Here is a 20,126-nt window from a genome sequence, read left to right as displayed (position 1 = left end):
AGATCAGAAAGGGAGAATAAGATGAAACTGGAACATGGTGTCACGCTGTCCTCGGACAGTTTCAAGGACAAGCCGTGGAATGTGGTTGGCCACACCTACACGCCCAAACTTTTGTCGGACAATGCGTTTGTCTGGCACGCGGTCCTTCCGGCAGACACGTTTGTGCCGCCGCATATCCACACCACGCAGGACGAATGGATTTCCGTTCTGAGCGGGCAGCTTGAGGTCGAATTCGGTTCTGAAAAGCTGGTTGCGAATGCCGGTGATCTGGTGCGGATGCCGATGAACGAACCCCACGGCATCTTCAACCGATCCGGGGCCGAGGCGACGGCGATGTTTGGCGTTGCGCCCTGTGGCAAGTTGTTCGAACTGTTCCAGAATCTGAACAACGTCACCGATCCGGCCGAACTCGTTCGGATTTCCGCAGAGCATGATGTGGATTTTCTGCCGCCCCCCGAATGATCAACGAATGATCCCGCCGCGTGGTCAGGCGCGGTTCACCTGTTCTGGCCGATAGCCCGCCATCGTCTGGTATTCGCCGACGATGGCGCGCAACTCGTCCGGTGTGGCGACCTGATCCAGTGCCTGAAATCCTTTTGGCGCGCGATCCTCGACCAGATCGATCACCCGTTCCGGCCCGCCCTTGCGGTTGGCCCGCACGATATCGGCGGTGGTGGTGCGCCGTTCGACATCATAGGGCGCCAACCCGGCAATCCCGTTCTGTTTCAGGTATCCGGCCAGCGCCACGGCATCCAGTATTGCCTGACTGGCCCCGTTCGATCCAACCGGATACATCGGGTGCGCCGCATCGCCCAGCAATGTCACACGCCCGTGTGTCCATTGATCCAGCGGATCACGATCGCACATCGGATAGACATAGATATCCTCCGTTGCCTTGATCAGCGCGGGGATGTCCATTTCGGGAATGTCGATCTTGCCCGTGACATGCTGCATCACTTCGTCCAGATCGCCGCGGCGCGACCAGTCATCCGGATGCGGCAGTGCATCGTCAGCCGTGGCGACATTGGCGCAAATCACCCAGTTCATCAGCGTTTCATCAGGGCGTGCCGGATCATTATAGATCGGATACAGCACCAGCTTTGATCGCATTCCCCCTGCAATGATCATGGTTTGCCCATCAAGATACGGCGCCGACCAAGTGGCCCCGCGCCACATCACGATGCCCTGCCAGCTGGGCGGCCCCTGTTCGCCGTGCCACGCCTTGCGCACCTTAGAATGGATGCCATCGGCCCCGACTAGAACGTCAAACCTGTCGGACACCGGGCCGGTGTCAGTTTCAAACCGGACGCTGACCCCGGTATCATCCTGCGTGAAATCGACCAGTTTATGGCCGGTCCGGATCGCGTTTGGCCCCAGACGTTCCGTTACCGCATCGGCAAGGCAGGCTTGCAGTTTGCCGCGATGGATCGAAAATTGCGGTACGTCATATCCGGCCCATGTACCGCGCGGCTGGCGCAGAATGTCCTGACCCGTGGTGGTCTTGTACACCAGTTCGCGCGTCCGGATGCCGATTTTGTCCAGCGCGTCCAGCAACCCCAGATCGGCAAGTTGCCGGATTGCGTGGGGCAGAATGTTAATGCCGACGCCCAGTTCGTTGATGGATTTCGAACGTTCGAACACCACTGGTGAAAACCCGGCCGGATGCAGGGTCAGAGCAAGAGCAAGGCCGCCAATGCCACCGCCCGCGATTGCAATTTTCAGGGGTTCGGTCATCGTGCGTCTCCGTTTTGGGCTTAGATATTTTAAGTATATAATATATCGGACGCGAGTCTACGGATTGATCAGTGGCTGTGCTGATTCTCTGAGTTCCGGGGGAGTTTGCTGCCCGCATGATTTGAAAATCCCGCGTGAAACGATTTGTTTCGATTCCGGAAATCCTGCGAAATAAGGCCAACCGGCCTCAATCGGCGGCGTCCTGAAACATGCTTCTCAGACTCGTATTTGGAAACAATTTTCGGATAATTGCTTGTTTTTCCTGAAACAGAAAAACTGACTATCTTGGATTGTTTCGCATGTTGTTACAATGTGAAGGGTTTTTGCGTTATCCAACTGCCCTTGTTCTGACCAAAACTTGCCGCGGCATCAAAAGAAATCCGTCATACCAACACCTTGTTGTTCAGCGAAAACGTAAGTGTAGTTGGTAAAGAGTATCCGCAAACGGCAATTTGGTGTATGCTGATTGTCAGCCGCTGTCTGGTTCCTGCCGGGGCTTGCCGCGTGTGGCCCCGGCAGTTGTGTTCCGGGCTGCGTGACTGGGGTGGGCCCAGTTTTAGTGTTTGTAGTTCAAGTGACGAGTGTAAAATGAGTAACCAGAACAATGATGCCGCCATTTTGTCGGCCGTAACGCAAAGTGTCCTGTCAGATGTAAAACTGCGGGCACCGACGCCGAAACCCCGTATCGCCAAAACCTGGAGCTTGCCCGGCTTTTTCGGCAAGTGCCGTATCATGACGTCTTTTGGCAAGCTGCCGATCGAAGCGTTGCGCAAGCGTGATCCCGTCAAAACCCTTTCGGGAGAATACCTTGAAGTGACGTGGGTCGACAAAATCCAGTTGGACGAAGATTTCCTGTTACATCATCCGCAGGCGCAACCTGTGTTCATCCCGCGCAATGGTCTGGGATCATTGCAGCCGGAAACGAACATGCTGGTTTCACCGGCGCAACGGCTGAAAGAACCGGGGCGTGTGGGCCGTGAAGCGTTGAAACCTGCGTCAGAACTCGTGGGGCGCACATCGGCGACGCGCCTGCCGCATTCCGGTTTCACCTATTATGTATTCCACTGTGAAAAACCGGCGGTGATCAACGTGGAAGGGATATGGTTTCACGTTGCGCCGTAGGTGAACGTGAAAACAATCTGTTCAGCGCGATTTTTCTTCGGCCTTTTTCCGAAATGCCGGTTTTTGATCATGGTGGCGGAACGCCGGAATATTTTGCAAAAGTTCGAATATTGCTGTAGAATTAAAAAACCTTGCGCTGTTTTCCATTGCGATTCCGGCGCGCCCTGATTGTAAAACTCTGGAGCTTGTTTTGCTACGCTCGATCATCACAGTCGCACTTGTCGGTTCTTCTGCACCTTGGGGTGCGGCTTTGGCGCAGGATGGCCGGGTTTCGACCATGTCGGGCAGCGACTGGACCTTTACGGCAGCGCCCTATGTCTGGGGCACGGGGCTTGACGGCGATATAGGGTTGTTCGGCTTTCCGGCACAGGATGTCGATATCAGCTTTGGCGACGTTCTTGATAATCTTGATATGGCATTCATGGGCGTTTTTACGGCGCGCAACGGCCCCTACAGTTTCGGCGTTGATCTGGTCTATTCGAAACTTGGCACAAATATCGGAACACCCAACGGCATCGCTGCATCCGATATCGATGTCGATGCTACGACATTCTGGGGCACTTTTTACGGCGGATATCAGATTGTTGACGAACCCACCGCATCGGTCGATGTCATCGGGGGCATTCGGGTCTGGTCGGTTGAAAACGATTTCCGCTTTAACGGCGGTGCACTGGCCGGCACGTCCGCCAGTGACGGTGATGACTGGATAGATCCGGTTATCGGCCTGCAATTCCGCAAGGATCTTTCGGAAAACTTCTATGTATCCGGCTGGGGCATGGTGGGCGGCTTTGGCGTGTCTTCCGATCTGGTCTGGGATGCACTTGGGGTCGTCGGTTACGAGGTCAGCGATGTGACTTCGATCATCGTTGGCTACCGGGCATCGGGCGTGGATTACAGCAGCGGCGGTTTTTCATATGACACCGTGCAGCAGGGCCCGATTGTCGGTGCTGCCTTTCGGTTCTAGAAAGTTGGTGGCGTACTTGCGCTCATGATCTCGCAATGGGTTTTGCCGATGTTGCGAAACCGGTGGGGCAGGCGGCTATCGAAAAGGTAACCATCCCCGGCTTTTAGCACGCAAACCTGATCCGCTACCGTAATCTCGATTTCGCCGGAAATGACGATACCGGCCTCTTCGCCGGGATGTGACAAAAGCTCGGGTCCGGTATCACCGCCCGGTGGGTAGTTTTCATGCAGAAACTGCAGCGTATGCTGGGATGCATCGCCGACCTGTCGCAAAGACAGGACGGCCGACCCGTTGGCATGGCCCTGGGGGGCAATCTCGGTGAATTCATCCGCGCGAAAGAAAATCTTGGCCCGGTCTTCGACCTCGAAGTCGGAAAAGAATTCGGACAGGCTGATCGGCACGGCATCCAATAGCCGCTTGAGAGACGCGACCGAAGGACTGGACTTGTTCTTTTCGATCAGGGAAATCGTTCCGTTGGTCAGGCCAGCGCGCGATGCCAGTTCCCGTTGCGACAGACCGCGTGCCTTTCGGATCATCTTGATTTTCTGTCCAATATCCAACGCAAACTCCTTTGACCTGACAGGTGGCACAAACATGTGCTAAATAAAAGGCCCAAGGCGGTCAGCGCCAAAGCGCTTGAACCAGTCGGATTCTGCCGCCAAACGGTATCTTGGCCAAATCCGTATTGACAATAATATTAAACGCAATATTGAAAATTTAAACGTAACGGAACATTTCTTTTGAAAGGGAACCCTGCAATGGCCCGTGCTGCTAAAAAACAAACTGCAAAATCCGCCGTAAAGAACAAACCGAAAATCGTAGCTGTTTCCGATCTGACGCCGTCGGCGCAAACCAATGCATCCCTTGTCGCGCGTCGTGATGCGGCGGTGCCGCGCGGTGTTGCATCAGCGGCGCCGATCTATGCGAAATACGCCGAGAATGCGGAATTGTGGGACGTTGAAGGCAACCGCTACATTGATTTCGCGGGTGGCATCGGCGTTTTGAATACAGGCCATCGCCACCCCAATGTGGTGGCCGCTGCCAAGGCGCAGGAAGATCACTATACCCACACAAGTTTTCAGGTTGTGCCTTATGAGCCCTATGTGGCGCTGGCAGAAAAGCTGAACGAACTGGCCCCGGGCAGCCATCCGAAGAAAACGCTTTTGGTGACAACCGGTGCAGAAGCCGTTGAAAACGCAGTTAAAATCGCGCGCGCTGCCACTGGCCGCCCCGGTATCATCGCGTTCACTGGTTCTTATCATGGTCGTACGTTGCTGACCCTTGGGATGACGGGCAAGGTTTCGCCCTACAAGAAAGACGTTGGCCCGTTCCCCGCCGATGTGTTCCGCGCACCGTTCCCGTCCGTGCGGGATGGTATCACGGTCGAGGATGCGCTGATCGGGCTGAAAAACCTGTTCCTGACAGACGCCCAGCCCAGCCGCGTGGCCGCGATCATTCTGGAACCTGTTCTGGGCGAAGGCGGTTACATTCCCGTTCCGTTCGAAATGATGCAGGCATTGCGTGAAATCTGTGACGAGCACGGCATCCTGTTGATCGCGGACGAGGTTCAGGCCGGATTTGGCCGGACAGGCACATGGTTTGCCATCGAACATTCCGGTGTGGTGCCTGACCTGATCACAGTCGCCAAAAGCATGGCAGGGGGCTATCCTCTGGCCGGTGTGATCGGGCGCGCCGACATCATGGATGCGCTGGAACCGGGCGGTCTGGGGGGCACATATGGTGGCAACCCTGTCGCGTGTGCCGCCGCACTGGCTGCCATTCAGGCAATCGACGAAGAAGGTTTGCTGGAACGCTCGACCAAGATGGGTGAACATTTTCGCGCCCGTTTCGCCGAGATTGGCGCACGGTCCGCACCCTACCGCATGTGGGATATTCGCGGGCTGGGCGCGATGGTTGCTGTTGAATTCGTTACCGATTTCGAAAGTGCCAAACCTGATGCAGCCCTTGCCAAATCGATCTGCGCCCATGCGCTGAAACGCGGCTTGATCCTGCTGGGATGTGGCATGCACGGCAACGCGCTGCGTATCATGGTGCCGCTGACGGCGTCTGATGAACTGATCGAGGAAGGCCTTGCAATCTTCGAAGACGCCCTGAGCGCAGCTGTTGCGGAACAAATGGCCGCCTGACGCGTTAAGACCTTGTGTGACTGAAAGGCGCGCATCATTGTGCGCCTTTTTCGTTTCGGATCACATCGACAGGTCTGCCCGGTGAAAAGCACGGGAAAACCCAAATCGCGCAAGCCTGTTGATTAATAAAATAAACGCTCATATCGTGAGTATCCGGGCCGGCGGTTGCAACGACAAGCGCTATACACGGCCCAAATGGGAGAAAAACAGATACTGAACACTCGGTTCATCAAACAAACCGGTTTCCGGGGGCAAAATTGGCGCATTTCGCCTGTTTCCGTTCCGGTTGGAAGGGCGTAAGACGTGCCGGACACGAAGCCAATCACCGGGTTGATCCGCAATCCGCTTCGTCAGCACGGAGACCGATGAGTATGACCCCTTTCGCAATTGCGGGCGTTCAGATGTATGTGAACGCGTTGCAGCCCAATGTCGACGGTATGATCCAGCGCCTGGATATCCTGATGGCGCGATTCCCCTGGACGCAGATGGTGCTGTTCAGCGAACTGGCGCCCTTCGGTCCACTGGATCGCTTTGCCCAGACCCCGGAAAACGAAACGCTTGACCGGTTTTGCGAAGCGGCACGGCGCCACCGCGTCTGGCTGATACCGGGGTCGATGTTTCTGAAGGCTGCGGATGGCCAGATTTACAACACCGCCGTCGTGATCAATCCCGAAGGCGAGATTATTCGCCGGTATTCGAAAATGTTCCCGTTCCGCCCGTACGAGGCCGGGATCGCCGCGGGCACTGAATTCTGCGTGTTCGATGTGCCTGATGTGGGGCGGTTCGGTCTGTCGATCTGCTATGATATCTGGTTCCCCGAAACGACACGCCAGCTGACCAGCATGGGCGCCGAGGTGTTGTTGCACCCCGTTCTGACGGGCACCACCGACCGTGATGCGGAACTGGCCATTGCGCGAGCGACTGCGGCACAGTTCCAGTGTTATGTGATTGACGTGAACGGTCTGGGTGCGGGCGGCGTCGGCAAATCCTGCGTGATTGATCCGTCGTCGACCGTTCTGCACCAGTCAGCGGGGCAGGAAGACATGTTCCCGATCGAAGTCGATCTGAGCATGGTGCGCCGCCAGCGCGAAACCGGCATGAAAGGGTTGGGTCAGGTTCTGAAAAGTTTCCGCGACCGGTCCAGCGACTTTCCTGTCTATGACCGCACCAGCGGCACCGATGCGTTCCTCCATACTTTGGGGCCGCTTGAAATTCCGCGACAGGGATCGCGTGCGGGGCTGCATGTCGATGTGCCGACATCAGAACCGGGGGCAGGCATCCAGTCGCAACCATCAGTCCACGATATCGGCGCAACGCCGATCTTGGGAAAAACATCCAGCGGCTAGATATCGCTCTGTTCCGGCCGCCTGAACCGGCCGATTGCATCGGTATCCTGCCCCGGAAACGGAGTATGAACGATGCATTCTGTGAACGACTATCATTCGGCGATCCAGTTGCGTTCGGATCGGTGGAGCGCCCTGCGCGAAGCCACATCCAGCCTTGCGCGCAAGCCTTCTGAAAGACAGGCCAACAAGTGCAAGGCCGCGATTGAAGAATTGTTCGTCTCTCTGGCGGTGATAGAACCCTACTGGGCCTTTCCGGGGATGGCAGCGTTTGACCATATGCGCCGTCAGTTTGAGCATGGCAGCTTTGATGATCTGTCTTTTGCGGTCAATCGTGTCACACGCGCCCTGACGACAGGGGCTTACAGACGCCGGCATATCCCGCTGGAACGGGATTCGATCGACAGCGAAGAGCACGACGACGAGGCGATGCTGTCCCCCGAAGCGCGCGCGATGAGCAAGCCCTATTTCGAGGTCCTGATTGTCGATCAGGTCAACGAACATCAGGAACGCTGGCTGAAAAGCAACGTGAACCGCATGCGCCGCTCCGAAGATCCGTTTATCTACGAGGCCGTAGTGGTGCCGTCGCTCGAAGACGCGTTGATCGCGGTTCTGTTCAACTACAATATTCAGGCCATTGTGGTGCGCCCCGGATTGGTCCTGCAATCCAAGGTCGACCAGCCGATTTTGACAAAATACCTGAACAATGCGGGCGGTCAGGAACAGATCGAGGCGATGGCACCGGAAGATATCGGGCCGGAACTGTGCCGGCTTATTGCGCGGGTGCGCCCCGAACTTGATGCCTATCTGGTCACTGAACGGTCTGTCGAAGATATCGCGGGACTTGATCTGGGGATATGCCGCCGCGTTTTCTATAATCAGGAAGATTTCATGGAGCTGCATCTGAACATCCTACGCGGTGTTCAGGCGCGAAATAAAACGCCGTTTTTCAACGCTTTGGTCGAATATTCGCGCCAGCCGACAGGTGTGTTTCACGCATTGCCGATCAGCCGCGGCAAATCGATCACCCGCTCGCACTGGATACAGGATATGGGCGCATTTTACGGGCCCAATATCTTCATGGCCGAAACATCGGCCACATCGGGCGGGCTTGATTCATTGCTGGAACCGCATGGTCCGATCAAGGAAGCGCAGGAACTGGCGGCGCGCGCGTTCGGTTCAAAGCAGACATTTTTTGCCACCAACGGCACATCAACCTGCAATAAGATCGTCGTGCAGGCCCTGGTTCGCCCCGGTGATATCGTTCTGGTGGACCGTGACTGCCACAAATCCCACCATTACGGCATGGTGCTGGCAGGGGCGCAGGTCTGCTATCTGGACAGCTATCCGCTGGACGAATTTTCCATGTATGGCGCGGTGCCCCTGCACGAAATCAAGCATCAGTTGCTGAAACTGAAAGCGGCCGGAAAGCTTGATAAGGTCCGTATGCTGCTTCTGACGAACTGCACCTTTGACGGCATCGTCTACAATGTTGAACGCGTCATGGAAGAATGTCTGGCCATCAAGCCCGATTTGATTTTTCTGTGGGACGAAGCGTGGTTTGCTTTTGCGCGCTTTAGCCCGACCTACCGCCAGCGCACCGCGATGAACGCAGCCAATACGTTGCGCGCAAAGCTGCGCAGCAACGACTATGCAGAAGCCTATGAAAAACAGCAGAAAAAGCTGAAGGACGCGGATGAAGAAACACTTCTGAAGACGCGCCTGATCCCGCCGCCCTATGCGCGAGTGCGGGTATATGCAACGCAATCCACCCACAAAACGCTGACGTCTTTGCGGCAAGGGTCGATGATCCACGTCAATGATCAGGATTTCAAAGGCGAGGTCGAACAATCCTTTCACGAAGCATACATGACGCACACATCGACGTCGCCGAATTACCAGATCATAGCATCACTGGATGTGGGGCGCAGGCAGGTTGAACTGGAAGGCTTTGAATTTGTTCAGCGGCAGGTCGAGGCGGCCATGTCCATGCGCCGTGCGATCTCGGATCATCCTTTGCTGCAGAAATATTTCAAGGTTCTGACCGCAGGCGACATGATCCCCGAAGCCCACCGCGAAAGCGGCGTGACCAGCTATTATGATACCGAACAAGGCTGGACCGACCTTTGGGATTGTTGGGAAAAAGACGAATTCGTGCTGGATGCCACCCGCGTTACCCTGTCTGTCGGAGGAACGGGTTGGGATGGTGACACGTTCAAGACCGATATTCTGATGGATAAATACGGTATCCAGATCAACAAGACCTCGCGCAATACGGTTCTGTTCATGACGAATATCGGCACGACGCGGTCCTCTGTCGCCTATCTGATCGAGGTTCTGGTCGAAATTGCCAAAGGTCTGGATGATTTGCTGGACGATGCCAGCCGGATGGAAAAACTGTCGTTTGAACGGCGCGTCCGGAACCTGATGGAAGACCTGCCCCCCTTACCCGATTTCAGCCGCTTCCACGATGCATTCCGCGCCGATGGCGTCACAACCGAAGGCGATATTCGCACCGCTTATTACCTCAGCTATGACGAGAAGAACTGTGATTATCTGGAACTGCAAGGCAGTTTGCAGGACGCGCTGGATGCCGGAGAGGAAGTGGTCTCGGCCAGCTTCATCATTCCGTATCCGCCGGGTTTTCCCATTCTTGTTCCGGGGCAGGTCGTCTCGAAAGAAATCCTCGCCTTTATGCGGGCGCTGGATGTGAATGAAATCCACGGCTACCGCGCCGATCTGGGGTTGCGCGTTTTCACACCCGATGCGCTGGCCCGGAAATCGAACAAAAAACTTTCCACCGCAGCCGAATAGAAAAGGAAACCATATGCCCGCGACCGTGCTTAAAAACATCTCGGAAATCCGCCGGTTCTTTCACCGCAACGAAGATCCGATCTATTTCATTTCGGCCACGAACTTCAACCTGCTGGGGCTGGATGAATGGGTGCGCCATTTCAAATACATCTGCTACATCGACTGCTACGGCGGCAAGCATCCCAACGTGTTTTGCCCGTCCGAACAGCCACATGCCGAATTCCAGTCGATCGAAGACATCAACAATTACCTTTTGCAGCACAAAGAGGTGATCGATTTCATCAAGCGCCGCGGCGGCAAGCCAAAGTTCGTGTTTCTGATGTTTGATGAGGAAACGGAACGCCTGTCCAAGGAACTGGGCGCGGACGTCTGGTTTCCCAAGGCCAAGCTGCGCACCTCGATGGACAACAAGATCGAAACTGTCCGCATCGGCAACAAGGCGGGTGTGCCATCCGTGCCCAATGTTCTGGCCGAAGTGAAAAGCTATGCGGATCTGAAAAAGACCTGTGAAAAGGCCGGAATCGGGCATGACCTGGTGCTGCAATCTGCCTTCGGGGATAGCGGCCACACGACGTTTTTCATCAAGTCCGAAGCCGATTTCTTGCGCCACGAGCACGAGATCGTCGGCGAGGGCGAGATCAAGATCATGAAGCGTATTGATTGCCGCGGTTCCGCGATTGAGGCCTGCGCCACCAAGGAAGGCACCATTGTCGGCCCGCTGATGACCGAACTTGTCGGGTTCAATGAACTGACCCCTTACCGTGGCGGATGGTGCGGCAATGAAATCCTGCCCACCGCCTTTCCCCCCAAGGTCCGCCAGAAAGCGCGCGAACTGACATTCAAATTCGGCGAACAACTGCGCAAGGAAGGCTATCGTGGCTATTTCGAACTGGATTTCCTGATCGACAAAAAAACCGGTGACTTGTGGCTGGGTGAACTGAACCCGCGTATCACCGGCGCGTCATCAATGACAAACCACGCTGCTTTTGCCCATGCGGACGCCCCGTTGTTCCTGTTCCACCTGCTTGAATTCTCGAAAAAGAAATTCCAGCTGGATGTGGATGAACTGAACTCGCGCTGGGCCAATGCCGACATGATTGACAGCTGGAGCCAGATGGTGATCAAGCACACGGATGACAGCGTGGATATCTGCACGCAATCCCCCGAAACCGGTATCTACAAGATGCTGGAAGACGGGCGTGTCGTGTTTGACCGTTTCGATTACCACCGCCGCGCCGTCGAATCCGAAAACGAAGCGTTTTTCCTGCGTATCCTGCAACCGGGTGATTACCGCTATGAAGGGGCCGATATCGGCATTCTGGTCACCCGTGGCCGGTCGATGACCAAAGGTTTCCAATTGAATGAACGCGCCAAGAAGTGGATACACGGGATCAAACAAACCGTTGCGGGTCGGCCGCTGCCGGTGGCCGAAGCGGGGCCGGCATTGGCAGATCCTGCGTTCAAGATCATGTAGCCCGGGAACCATCAATCAATGCTGTGGCGTGCCATATCAGAAGATCAACCCGGCCCGAAATGGGCCGGGCTTTTTGCTGAATACTGGCCCGACTACAAGCGTTGGTGGTTGAAAGAAGGCGAAGGCGTGCGACCAACCTACGCCCAAAGCCGGGCCGCTCTGGCAACGCACATGCCGGAAATCGTGCCATTATATGAAAACCTCTGTGAACTGGCGGGCGGCAGTGACCACGCTGCACGGTTCCTTAGTTTTTATCGCCCGCCGCCCTATCTTGCAGGATGCTCGCAGGCGATCTGGCCGGGGAAAGAACCAGTTCTTGTCCGCAACTACGATTACAATCCGAATGCCTTTGACAGCCTGTTGCTTAAAACGCGATGGCAGGGACGGCGGGTGATCGGCACCAGCGACGGCTTGTGGGGTTTGGTGGATGGCATGAACGACGCGGGCCTTGCCGTTTCGCTAACGTTTGGCGGGCGGCGGGTTGTCGGTGACGGGTTTGGCGTACCGCTGATCCTGCGTTACGTGCTGCAAACCTGCGAAACCGCGCAGGATGCGGGTGCGGCACTGGCGCGGATACCAACCCACATGAGCTATAATGTGACGGTTCTTGATGCAAAGCGGAACTATCTGACGGCCATGATGGGGCCGGACAGACCCGCCATGATCACCCATGCCGCGGTCGCCACCAACCACCAGGAAACAGTGGAATGGATCAGCCACGCGCGTTTCACCTCGACTGTGGAACGCGAAAGATACTTGTTGCAACGGCTGACCTTGCACCGCGATCCGCAGGATAAATTCATCGACGCCTTTTTAAAGCCGCCCTTGTATTCCACCGCGTTTTCGGCCGGATTTGGCACGCTTTACACTGCCGTCTATCGTCCACGTAAGCTTGAAATGGAAATCCGCTGGCCCGGCACGATCTGGCCCATGTCGATGGATGATTTTCAGGAAGGCGGTCGCCGGGTGCAGATACCGGGCGCGGCATCGATCGAATTGTTTGCACTTTCCGGTGGCGTCTTGAGAGTTTGATTGCCGGTGCCGTCTAAGATTGACCTGCGGCACCGATTGCCGTGATCAATGGCAAAGCGCGCAATGTCTCACAGAACAATAGCACGAACCCCCGGGAAACGACTGTGCTCGGGGGGTTCCCCGACACTAAGGCCGAACATGTGTCAGCATCGTGGAGCCTGTGATGTCGTGGCGTGAGCGGCTGTTCGATCTGACGATACTGGCGCTGCTCGCACCGTTTCTGATCATCGCCGTGCCTCTCATCAGTTTTCTGTTGCTTGTGACGCAGGGGCGGCCGGTGTTTTACCTGTCACGGCGGATGAAATCGCAGGATCAGCATTTTTCCCTGATCAAGTTCCGGACCATGCGCGCCTGCACTTCGGATGCCGGTGTCACCGGTGGTGACAAATTTGCGCGCATAACGCCGCTTGGGCGGCTGCTTCGTCAGACGCGGCTTGATGAATTACCACAAGCCTTGAATGTGTTGCGGGGCGATATCCGTCTGGTCGGGCCGCGCCCGCCGCTGCCCTGTTACGTGCGCAACAACCCCGATCTTTACGCCAAGGTTCTTAGTGCGAAACCCGGCATAACCGGTCTGGCCAGCCTGCTTTACAAGGATGCCGAGGCGCGCCATCTGGCCCGCTGCACGACCGCAGAACAAACTCACGCCGTTTACAATGCGCGGTGCGTGCCGCGAAAGGCAGCGATTGACCTGATTTATCAGCGCAACCGTTCTTTGTTGTTCGATCTGTACCTGATCCTGGCCACAGGTGCGGTGCTGTTTGGGGTCAAATTCCACGGGCGGCCTTATTTCCGGCGCGGTGGTCCGCCCTTGTAACCGCTGGGCTTCCCACCGGGTTTACCCGAAGGTTTTCCGGCTGGTTTGCCGAATGGCTTTCCGCCCTGTTTGCCCGCGGGCTTGCCGGGCCTTGCGCCGGGTTTGCCCTTGCCCGGTTTGCTGCCGGGGCGTTCAATCCGTTTTGAGGGATCGCTTGCATCAAATTTGGGGCGCTTGGGTTTGGGCGTGGCCGTAGCGGGTGCGGTGGCTGGCGCAGCAGGTCTTGGCGCCTCGGCCTTGGCCTTTTTGTGCGCGGGCTTGGCCGCGGGTGCGCGCTTTTCCGAAGGTTCGTTCCCCACTTTGCGGTCTTTTACCGGTTTCGCCGGCTGTGGGCGATCCGGTTTCTGGCGCGGTTTGCGTTCACTCACAGCGCCTTCGGGGCGTGATCGTTCAGGGCGCGGACGTGCCGGCATTTTATCCGTTGCCTCGCGTGCCGGGCGGGGCTCGCGCCGTTTGGGCGCGCCGCTGCTTCGGGCCGGGCCTGCACTGAAATCGGGGGCTTGCGCCAGTCGCGTTAATGTCGCCCCGCCTTCCACTTTCTCACCGGCTTTTCGCGCAAAATCGTCGGCGCGGGCCGCCTTGATCTCAACAAAGCTTTCGGACTGACGAATTCGGATCGCCCCGATATCGTCCTTGGTGATGCCACCCGCATTGCACAGAATTGGCAGCAGGCGGCGCGGCTCTGCATTCTGATCGCGCCCGCCGGAAACGGAAAACCAGACAGAGGGGCCAAATGCTTCACTTGGGCGCGGATCAGGGGCCCCGCCGGGATCGGCCAGTTCTTCCGGCGCAGACTGGCGTGCCTGAAACAATCTGATATAGGCGGCGGCGATCTGTTCGGCGTTGTAGCGTCCGACCAGTTCACCGACAAACGCGGCTTCGCCCTCTTCAACCGGCATGTCCCAGACGGGATCCTGCAAAAGCCGTTCTGCATCCCGCGCCTGCACGGCTTCGGCAGATGGGGCCGATACCCATTCGGCGTTGATCTTGGCCATTTTCATCAGCCGCTGCGCCTTGTTGCGCGATTTTGCCGGCACGATCAGCGCACTGACCCCCTTGCGTCCTGCGCGCCCGGTGCGGCCGGAACGGTGCAGCAGCGTTTCAAAGCTGGTCGGCAATTCGGCGTGGATCACCAGTTCCAGATTGGGCAGGTCAATGCCGCGCGCAGCCACATCCGTGGCGATACACACCCGCGCGCGTCCGTCCCGCATCGCCTGAAGCGCATGTGTCCGTTCGTTCTGCGTCAACTCGCCCGACAGGGCCACAACGGAAAACCCGCGATTGGAAAACCGCGTGGTCAACCGGTTCACCATTGCCCGTGTATTGCAGAACACCAACGCATTCGGTGCCTCGTAATACCGCAAGACGTTGATAATGGCGTTTTCCACATCGCGCAGGGCGACGTTCATGGCCAGATATTCAATGTCGCTGTGTTGGGTCTGCTCGGCAACCGTCTGAACCCGCACCGCATCTTTCTGATAGGTCTTGGCCAGTGTCGCGATGGATTTCGGCACTGTCGCCGAAAACATCAGAGTGCGGCGGTCTTGCGGTGCTTCGCCAAGGATAAATTCCAGATCCTCGCGAAACCCAAGATCCAGCATTTCATCGGCTTCATCCAGAACCACCGCCCGGATATTGCCCATGTCCAGCGATCCGCGCATGATATGGTCGCGCAAACGACCCGGTGTCGCGACAACGATATGTGCGCCGCGCTCCAGCGCGCGCCGTTCGTCGCGCATATCCATGCCCCCGACGCAGGACGCCATGACAACACCGGCCTTCGCATAAAGCCAGCTCAACTCGCGTTTGACCTGAAGGGCCAGTTCGCGGGTCGGCGCAATCACCAGCGCAAGCGGCGCGGCGGCGCCTTCAAAACGTCCGTCCGGCCCCAAAAGCGTTGGCGCAATCGCCAGGCCAAAGCCAACTGTTTTGCCCGACCCCGTTTGTGCCGAAACCAGCATATCCGCGCCTTCCAGATCAGGCGCTGTCACAGCCTCCTGAACCGGGGTGAGGGTTTCATATCCACGCTCTTGCAGCGCATCGGAAAGGGTCTGGATCACTTGGGGTTCCACAGGTTTGGCAAAAAAGGGCAGGGACACTCCACGCAGGATCGCCCAAGCGCCTTGCCCTAATGGGAATGGCGCGCGTTGTATAGGGGCAATCCGTCACACGGCGCTTTCACGCAGGGCCGACTAACGAAATTCAGTCAGCCGGACATTGGACAACGGATACTGTTCTTTTTGCTTCAAATACGGATCTTTTGCATCGGCGCAGGATGCCGGTGTGAAGATTGCGCAAACCGTTCGTCTAATCGCGGACCGGTGCGCCGCCGATGCTGGCGCTGATTTCAGCCGCCGCGCGTGCCACCTGTGCGCCAAAACCGTCAACCTGACGATCACCAAACCGGTTGCTGGGTCCCGAAATCGAAACTCCGGCAATTGGTTCGCCCGTTGCATCACAGATTGCGGCGCCGATGCAGGACATGCCTTCAAACCTTTCCTCGCGGTCAAATGACCAGCCGCGGGCGCGTGTTCTGGAAAGATCATCCAGCAGCAAGGTCGGCGTTACCAGTGTGCGCGCCGTGAATTCCTCAAGTCCGGCGGATTGCATCAGTTTCACCACCTTTGACTCGTCCAATGCCGCCAGGATCGCCTTGCCGGTGCCGGATGCGTGCATGGACGTGCGTGTCCCGTGATCAAAGAATGCACGCACCGGGTTTTGCGATTCAACCTGCCCGATAAAGACAACCTCGGATCCGTCAGGCACAGCCAGATTGGCAGTTTCTCCTGTCGACTGCATCAGCGCGCGCATTACAGGGCGGCTGATGTCCAGCAAGTTAGTGCGCTTCAGAAAAGACGTGCCGACACGGTAGGCTTCGATGCCGACCATCCAGGTTTGGGTGTCTTCGTCAAATTCGGCAAACCGGCGCTTTTGCAATGTGGTCAGAATGCGGTGCGTGGTGGCGGTAGGAATGCCCAGACGCATGGCAACATCAGTCAGCGACGCGGCATTCTGGCGCGACAGGGCATCCAGAATACCCAATGCACGATCCAGTGACTGCAAGGTCGAAGCAGAGCTTGCGGTAAATTGTGATTTGGGCCGCCCCCGTTGTTTTCTGACAGGTTCTGACATGGTGCGAATCCTTGCTGAAATCACGGTTGAGTCATGTTTTCATTTTTGAAAAATATTTTCAATAAAGATATTTTGACAAAAATGAAAATATAAAAAGGCAATAAAAACATCGCAATAAGTAAAAATTTTCAAAATGAAAAATGTTTTTGAGAAAATTGTGAAAAAGACAGGATCGGGTATCTTGTTCTGACCGAAACGAGGAGTTGGTAAGATGTCAGATCAGAACCCTGTGTTCATTCCCGGACCAACCAATATTCCGGATCGTCTGCGCCGTGCGATGCAGGTGCAGTCGCAGGATCACCGTTCGCCCGACTTCGTCAAGACATTCGCGCCGGTGCTGGAAAAAACCAAGGCCGTTTTCGGCACGACCGCGGGTCAGATCATTACCTTTCCTTCAAGCGGAACGGGGGGATGGGAAGCGGCTGTTACCAATACATTGTCCAAAGGCGATACGGTTCTTATCGCGCGATACGGCATGTTTTCGCACCGGTGGATCGATCTGTGTCAGCGCCACGGTCTCAACGTTCAGATCATCGAATGCGAATGGGGTGGGGGCGCACCTGCCGACAGGTTTCAGGCTGCTTTGCAGGCGGACACAGATCGCAAGATCAAGGCGGTACTGGTCACGCATAACGAAACGGCAACGGGCGTTGTGTCGGATATCGCAGCGGTGCGGCGTGCGATGAATGCAGCCGATCACCCGGCGATGTTGTTCGTGGACTGTGTCAGTTCTTTGGCGTCGATGCCGTTTGAAATGGATGATTGGGGCGTGGATATAGCGATCGCCGGCTCGCAAAAGGGCTTTATGCTGGCCACGGGCATGGCAATTCTGGCCGTCAGCCCCAAGGCGCTGGCGCATATGGAAACGGCCGATCTGCCACGCACGTTCTTTGATTTCCGCGACATGATGAAGGCCAATTCAACGGGGGGCTTTCCCTATACCCCGCCGCTGCAATTGATCTATGGCATGGGCGAAAGCCTGAACATGCTGTTCGAGGAAGGGCTTGATAACGTCTATGCGCGTCATCACCGTCTTGCCGAAGGGGTGCGCCGCGCTGTCGCCGCCTGGGGTCTGGACCTGGTTGCGCAATCGCCCGATCTTTACTCCGATACGGTCAGCGCGATCTATGTGCCGGACGGGTTTGACAGCCACGCGCTGGTTGAGCATGCGTTCAGGGCTTACGGCGTGTCCTTTGGCATCGGGCTGGGCGAAATGAACGGCAAGGCGTTTCGCATTGGTCATCTGGGTATGCTGACCGATGTCATGGTACTGTCCGGTCTGGCCACTATCGAAATGGCGATGGCCGATCTGGATTATCCGATCACTCTGGGCACGGGCGTGACCGCAGCACAGAATTATTTCAGACACTCGCGCGACAGCGCGCTTAAATCGGCGGCTTGACCCATGCTTGATACACCAGACCTGACCATCGAGGACGTGAAAGGGGCGCATGAACGCATACGCCCCTATATTCACCGCACCCCTGTTCTGACATCGACATATCTGAACGAGCGTACCGGCGCGCGGCTGTACTTTAAATGCGAGAATTTCCAAAAGGCCGGTGCGTTCAAGGTGCGGGGTGCCTGCAATGCAGTTTTCGGGTTAAGCGACGCGCAGGCGTCAAAGGGCGTGTGTACCCATTCCTCGGGCAATCATGCGCTGTCCCTTTCCTATGCGGCAGGACAGCGTGGAATACCGTGCAATGTGGTCATGCCGCGCACCGCTCCGGATGCGAAAAAAGCGGCTGTGCGCGGATATGGCGGCAAAATCACCGAATGCGAACCATCCACATCCAGCCGGGAAGAGGTGTTTGCCCGCGTTCAGGCGGAAACCGGTGGCGAATTCGTGCATCCCTACAATGACCCGCGCGTGATTACGGGGCAGGCGACCTGTTCGCTGGAGCTGATGCAAGAGGTCGAGGATCTGGACGCCATTGTCGCCCCCATCGGCGGCGGCGGCATGATTTCGGGCACGTGCCTGACATTGTCCAATATAGCGCCGCATGTCGAAATTTTCGCGGCAGAACCGGAACAGGCCGATGATGCCTATCGCAGTTTCAAAGCGGGGCACATCATTGCAGATGATGCGCCTGTAACGGTCGCGGACGGGCTGAAGGTGCCGTTAAAGGAAAACACGTGGCACTATGTGTCCAATTTCGTGACCGATGTTCTGACCGCAAGCGAGGACGAGATTATCGCCGCTATGAAGCTGACATGGGAACGGATGAAAATCGTCATGGAGCCAAGCTGCGCCGTTCCGTTGGCCGTGATTCTGAAAAACCCCGAAGTGTTTGCCGGCAAAAAGGTTGGCGTGATCATAACCGGCGGCAACGTCGATCTGGATAAACTGCCCTGGATCAAGGGCTAAGGAGGACAAGACATGAACAAGCAAGTGAACTTTGACGATCTTGAAGTTGGATACGACATCCCCGCGACCATCGGCATGGACGAGGCCGACATCCAGACCCCCTGCCTTGTGCTGGATCTGGACGCGCTGGAACGCAACATCAAGAAAATGGGCGATTACGCTAAATCTCACGGAATGCGGCATCGCGTGCACGGAAAAATGCACAAGTCGGTGGATGTCGCCCTGCTTCAGGAAAGTCTGGGCGGGTCGTGCGGTGTCTGCTGTCAGAAAGTATCCGAGGCAGAAGTGTTCGCGCGCGGCGGGATCAAGGATGTGCTGGTATCAAATCAGGTGCGCCAGCCTGAAAAGATCGATCGTCTGGCCCGCCTGCCGAAACTGGGCGCGCGCACGATCTGCTGTGTCGATGATATCGACAATGTGGCCGATCTGTCCGCAGCCGCCCTCAAGCACGGAACCGAGATCGAATGTCTGGTTGAAATCGATGTGGGCGCGGGGCGCTGTGGCGTTCAGTACGGGCAACCTGTTGTCGAACTGGCACAGGCGATTGATGCAGCGGATGGCCTGAAGTTTGCGGGCATTCAAGCCTATCAGGGCGCGATGCAGCATATGGATTCCTACGAAGACCGCCGCGGCAAGACCCAGATCGCAATTGATCAGGTGCGCGAAAGCGTCGATCTGCTGAAAGCAGCAGGTCTGGACTGTGATATCGTCGGTGGCGGCGGGACGGGCTCGTATTACTTCGAGAGTAATTCCGGTGGTGTTTTCAACGAATTACAGTGCGGATCTTATGCGTTCATGGATGCGGATTATGGCCGCATTCTGGACAAGGACGGCAAACGGATCGACGAAAACGAATGGGAAAACGCGCTGTTTATCCTGACATCCGTCATGTCCCACGCCAAGGCGGACAAGGCGATCGTCGATGCGGGACTGAAGGCGCAATCGGTCGACAGCGGTCTGCCCACCATCTATGGCCGCGACGATGTGGAATACGTGAAATGTTCCGATGAACATGGTGTAGTCGCCGACCCTGATGGTGTGTTGAAGGTCAATGACAAGCTGAAACTGGTGCCGGGCCATTGCGACCCGACCTGCAATGTCCACGACTGGTATGTCGGTGTGCGCAACGGCAAGGTTGAAACCCTCTGGCCGGTGTCGGCCCGCGGCAAAGCCTACTGA

General features: G+C 56.7%; 17 protein-coding genes. 12 read left to right on the top strand and 5 right to left on the bottom strand.

What is annotated here, in order from left to right; translation table 11 throughout:
- Positions 1-21: 21 nt before the first annotated feature.
- On the top strand, positions 22-462 hold the full coding sequence (locus C1J05_RS15735; RefSeq protein WP_114871080.1) for a cupin domain-containing protein: 441 nt from the start codon (positions 22-24) through the stop codon (positions 460-462).
- A gap of 24 nt (positions 463-486) precedes the next feature.
- On the opposite strand, the gene C1J05_RS15730 is transcribed toward C1J05_RS15735, so the two are convergent.
- Positions 487-1,734 carry a flavin-dependent oxidoreductase gene (locus tag C1J05_RS15730; RefSeq protein WP_254684624.1) on the bottom strand — a complete coding sequence of 416 codons (1,248 nt, stop codon included), beginning with the start codon at positions 1,732-1,734 and terminating at the stop codon, positions 487-489.
- A 588-nt stretch (positions 1,735-2,322) separates the two neighbouring features.
- On the opposite strand from C1J05_RS15730, the gene C1J05_RS15725 reads away from it, so the two are divergent.
- On the top strand, positions 2,323-2,856 hold the full coding sequence (locus tag C1J05_RS15725; RefSeq protein ID WP_162798108.1) for a Hint domain-containing protein: 534 nt from the start codon (positions 2,323-2,325) through the stop codon (positions 2,854-2,856).
- Positions 2,857-2,877: 21 nt separating this feature from the next.
- Here the strand turns inward: C1J05_RS15725 and C1J05_RS15720 are convergent, their stop codons facing one another.
- Complete coding sequence (locus tag C1J05_RS15720; protein ID WP_162798107.1) at positions 2,878-3,063, bottom strand: hypothetical protein; 186 nt, start codon at positions 3,061-3,063, stop codon at positions 2,878-2,880.
- Here C1J05_RS15720 and C1J05_RS15715 point away from each other — a divergent pair.
- Positions 3,047-3,820 (top strand): hypothetical protein, encoded by a 774-nt coding sequence (locus C1J05_RS15715; protein WP_162798106.1) that lies wholly within the window; start codon positions 3,047-3,049, stop codon positions 3,818-3,820. The two genes, C1J05_RS15720 and C1J05_RS15715, sit on opposite strands and share 17 nt — an antisense overlap.
- On the opposite strand, the gene C1J05_RS15710 is transcribed toward C1J05_RS15715, so the two are convergent.
- Complete coding sequence (locus C1J05_RS15710; protein ID WP_114872368.1) at positions 3,817-4,380, bottom strand: cupin domain-containing protein; 564 nt, start codon at positions 4,378-4,380, stop codon at positions 3,817-3,819. The genes C1J05_RS15715 and C1J05_RS15710 overlap by 4 nt on opposite strands.
- A gap of 198 nt (positions 4,381-4,578) precedes the next feature.
- Here C1J05_RS15710 and gabT point away from each other — a divergent pair, with 198 nt between their 5' ends.
- The 6 genes from gabT (at position 4,579) to C1J05_RS15680 (ending at position 13,447) form a co-directional block, all read left to right on the top strand.
- A complete protein-coding gene (gabT, locus tag C1J05_RS15705) occupies positions 4,579-5,967 on the top strand; it encodes a 4-aminobutyrate--2-oxoglutarate transaminase (RefSeq protein WP_114871076.1) in 1,389 nt (462 codons plus the stop codon).
- 371 nt (positions 5,968-6,338) lie between these two features.
- The gene (locus C1J05_RS15700; protein ID WP_114871075.1) at positions 6,339-7,313 is read left to right on the top strand and encodes a carbon-nitrogen hydrolase family protein; all 975 of its coding nucleotides are present in this window, start codon (positions 6,339-6,341) and stop codon (positions 7,311-7,313) included.
- A gap of 72 nt (positions 7,314-7,385) precedes the next feature.
- Positions 7,386-10,124: an aminotransferase class I/II-fold pyridoxal phosphate-dependent enzyme gene (locus C1J05_RS15695; protein WP_114871074.1), complete on the top strand. Its 2,739-nt coding sequence runs from the start codon at positions 7,386-7,388 to the stop codon at positions 10,122-10,124.
- A gap of 13 nt (positions 10,125-10,137) precedes the next feature.
- Entirely contained in the window at positions 10,138-11,598 is a 1,461-nt protein-coding gene (locus tag C1J05_RS15690) for a biotin carboxylase (RefSeq protein WP_114871073.1), read from the top strand.
- An 18-nt stretch (positions 11,599-11,616) separates the two neighbouring features.
- Complete coding sequence (locus C1J05_RS15685) at positions 11,617-12,630, top strand: C45 family autoproteolytic acyltransferase/hydolase (RefSeq protein ID WP_114871072.1); 1,014 nt, start codon at positions 11,617-11,619, stop codon at positions 12,628-12,630.
- Positions 12,631-12,793: 163 nt separating this feature from the next.
- The gene (locus C1J05_RS15680; RefSeq protein WP_114871071.1) at positions 12,794-13,447 is read left to right on the top strand and encodes a sugar transferase; all 654 of its coding nucleotides are present in this window, start codon (positions 12,794-12,796) and stop codon (positions 13,445-13,447) included.
- Here C1J05_RS15680 and C1J05_RS15675 read toward each other — a convergent pair.
- Both C1J05_RS15675 and C1J05_RS15670 read right to left on the bottom strand, forming a co-directional pair.
- A complete protein-coding gene (locus tag C1J05_RS15675; protein ID WP_114872367.1) occupies positions 13,417-15,507 on the bottom strand; it encodes a DEAD/DEAH box helicase in 2,091 nt (696 codons plus the stop codon). The genes C1J05_RS15680 and C1J05_RS15675 overlap by 31 nt on opposite strands.
- Before the next feature lie 247 nt (positions 15,508-15,754).
- The gene (locus C1J05_RS15670) at positions 15,755-16,579 is read right to left on the bottom strand and encodes an IclR family transcriptional regulator (protein WP_114871070.1); all 825 of its coding nucleotides are present in this window, start codon (positions 16,577-16,579) and stop codon (positions 15,755-15,757) included.
- A 211-nt stretch (positions 16,580-16,790) separates the two neighbouring features.
- Between C1J05_RS15670 and bhcA the strand changes: the two genes are divergently transcribed.
- From bhcA to bhcC, 3 genes are read left to right on the top strand one after another with little or no spacing between them, the layout of a single operon-like run.
- Positions 16,791-17,981 carry an L-aspartate--glyoxylate aminotransferase BhcA gene (bhcA, locus tag C1J05_RS15665; RefSeq protein ID WP_114871069.1) on the top strand — a complete coding sequence of 397 codons (1,191 nt, stop codon included), beginning with the start codon at positions 16,791-16,793 and terminating at the stop codon, positions 17,979-17,981.
- Between the two features lie 3 nt (positions 17,982-17,984).
- Complete coding sequence (gene bhcB, locus C1J05_RS15660; protein WP_114871068.1) at positions 17,985-18,947, top strand: beta-hydroxyaspartate dehydratase BhcB; 963 nt, start codon at positions 17,985-17,987, stop codon at positions 18,945-18,947.
- Positions 18,948-18,959: 12 nt separating this feature from the next.
- Complete coding sequence (bhcC, locus tag C1J05_RS15655; protein WP_114871067.1) at positions 18,960-20,126, top strand: 3-hydroxy-D-aspartate aldolase BhcC; 1,167 nt, start codon at positions 18,960-18,962, stop codon at positions 20,124-20,126.

This window comes from Sulfitobacter sp. JL08, from assembly GCF_003352045.1.
Classification (GTDB): domain Bacteria; phylum Pseudomonadota; class Alphaproteobacteria; order Rhodobacterales; family Rhodobacteraceae; genus JL08.
Note: the sequence above shows the minus strand (reverse complement) of the source record. Positions and strands in the feature narration are given on the sequence as shown.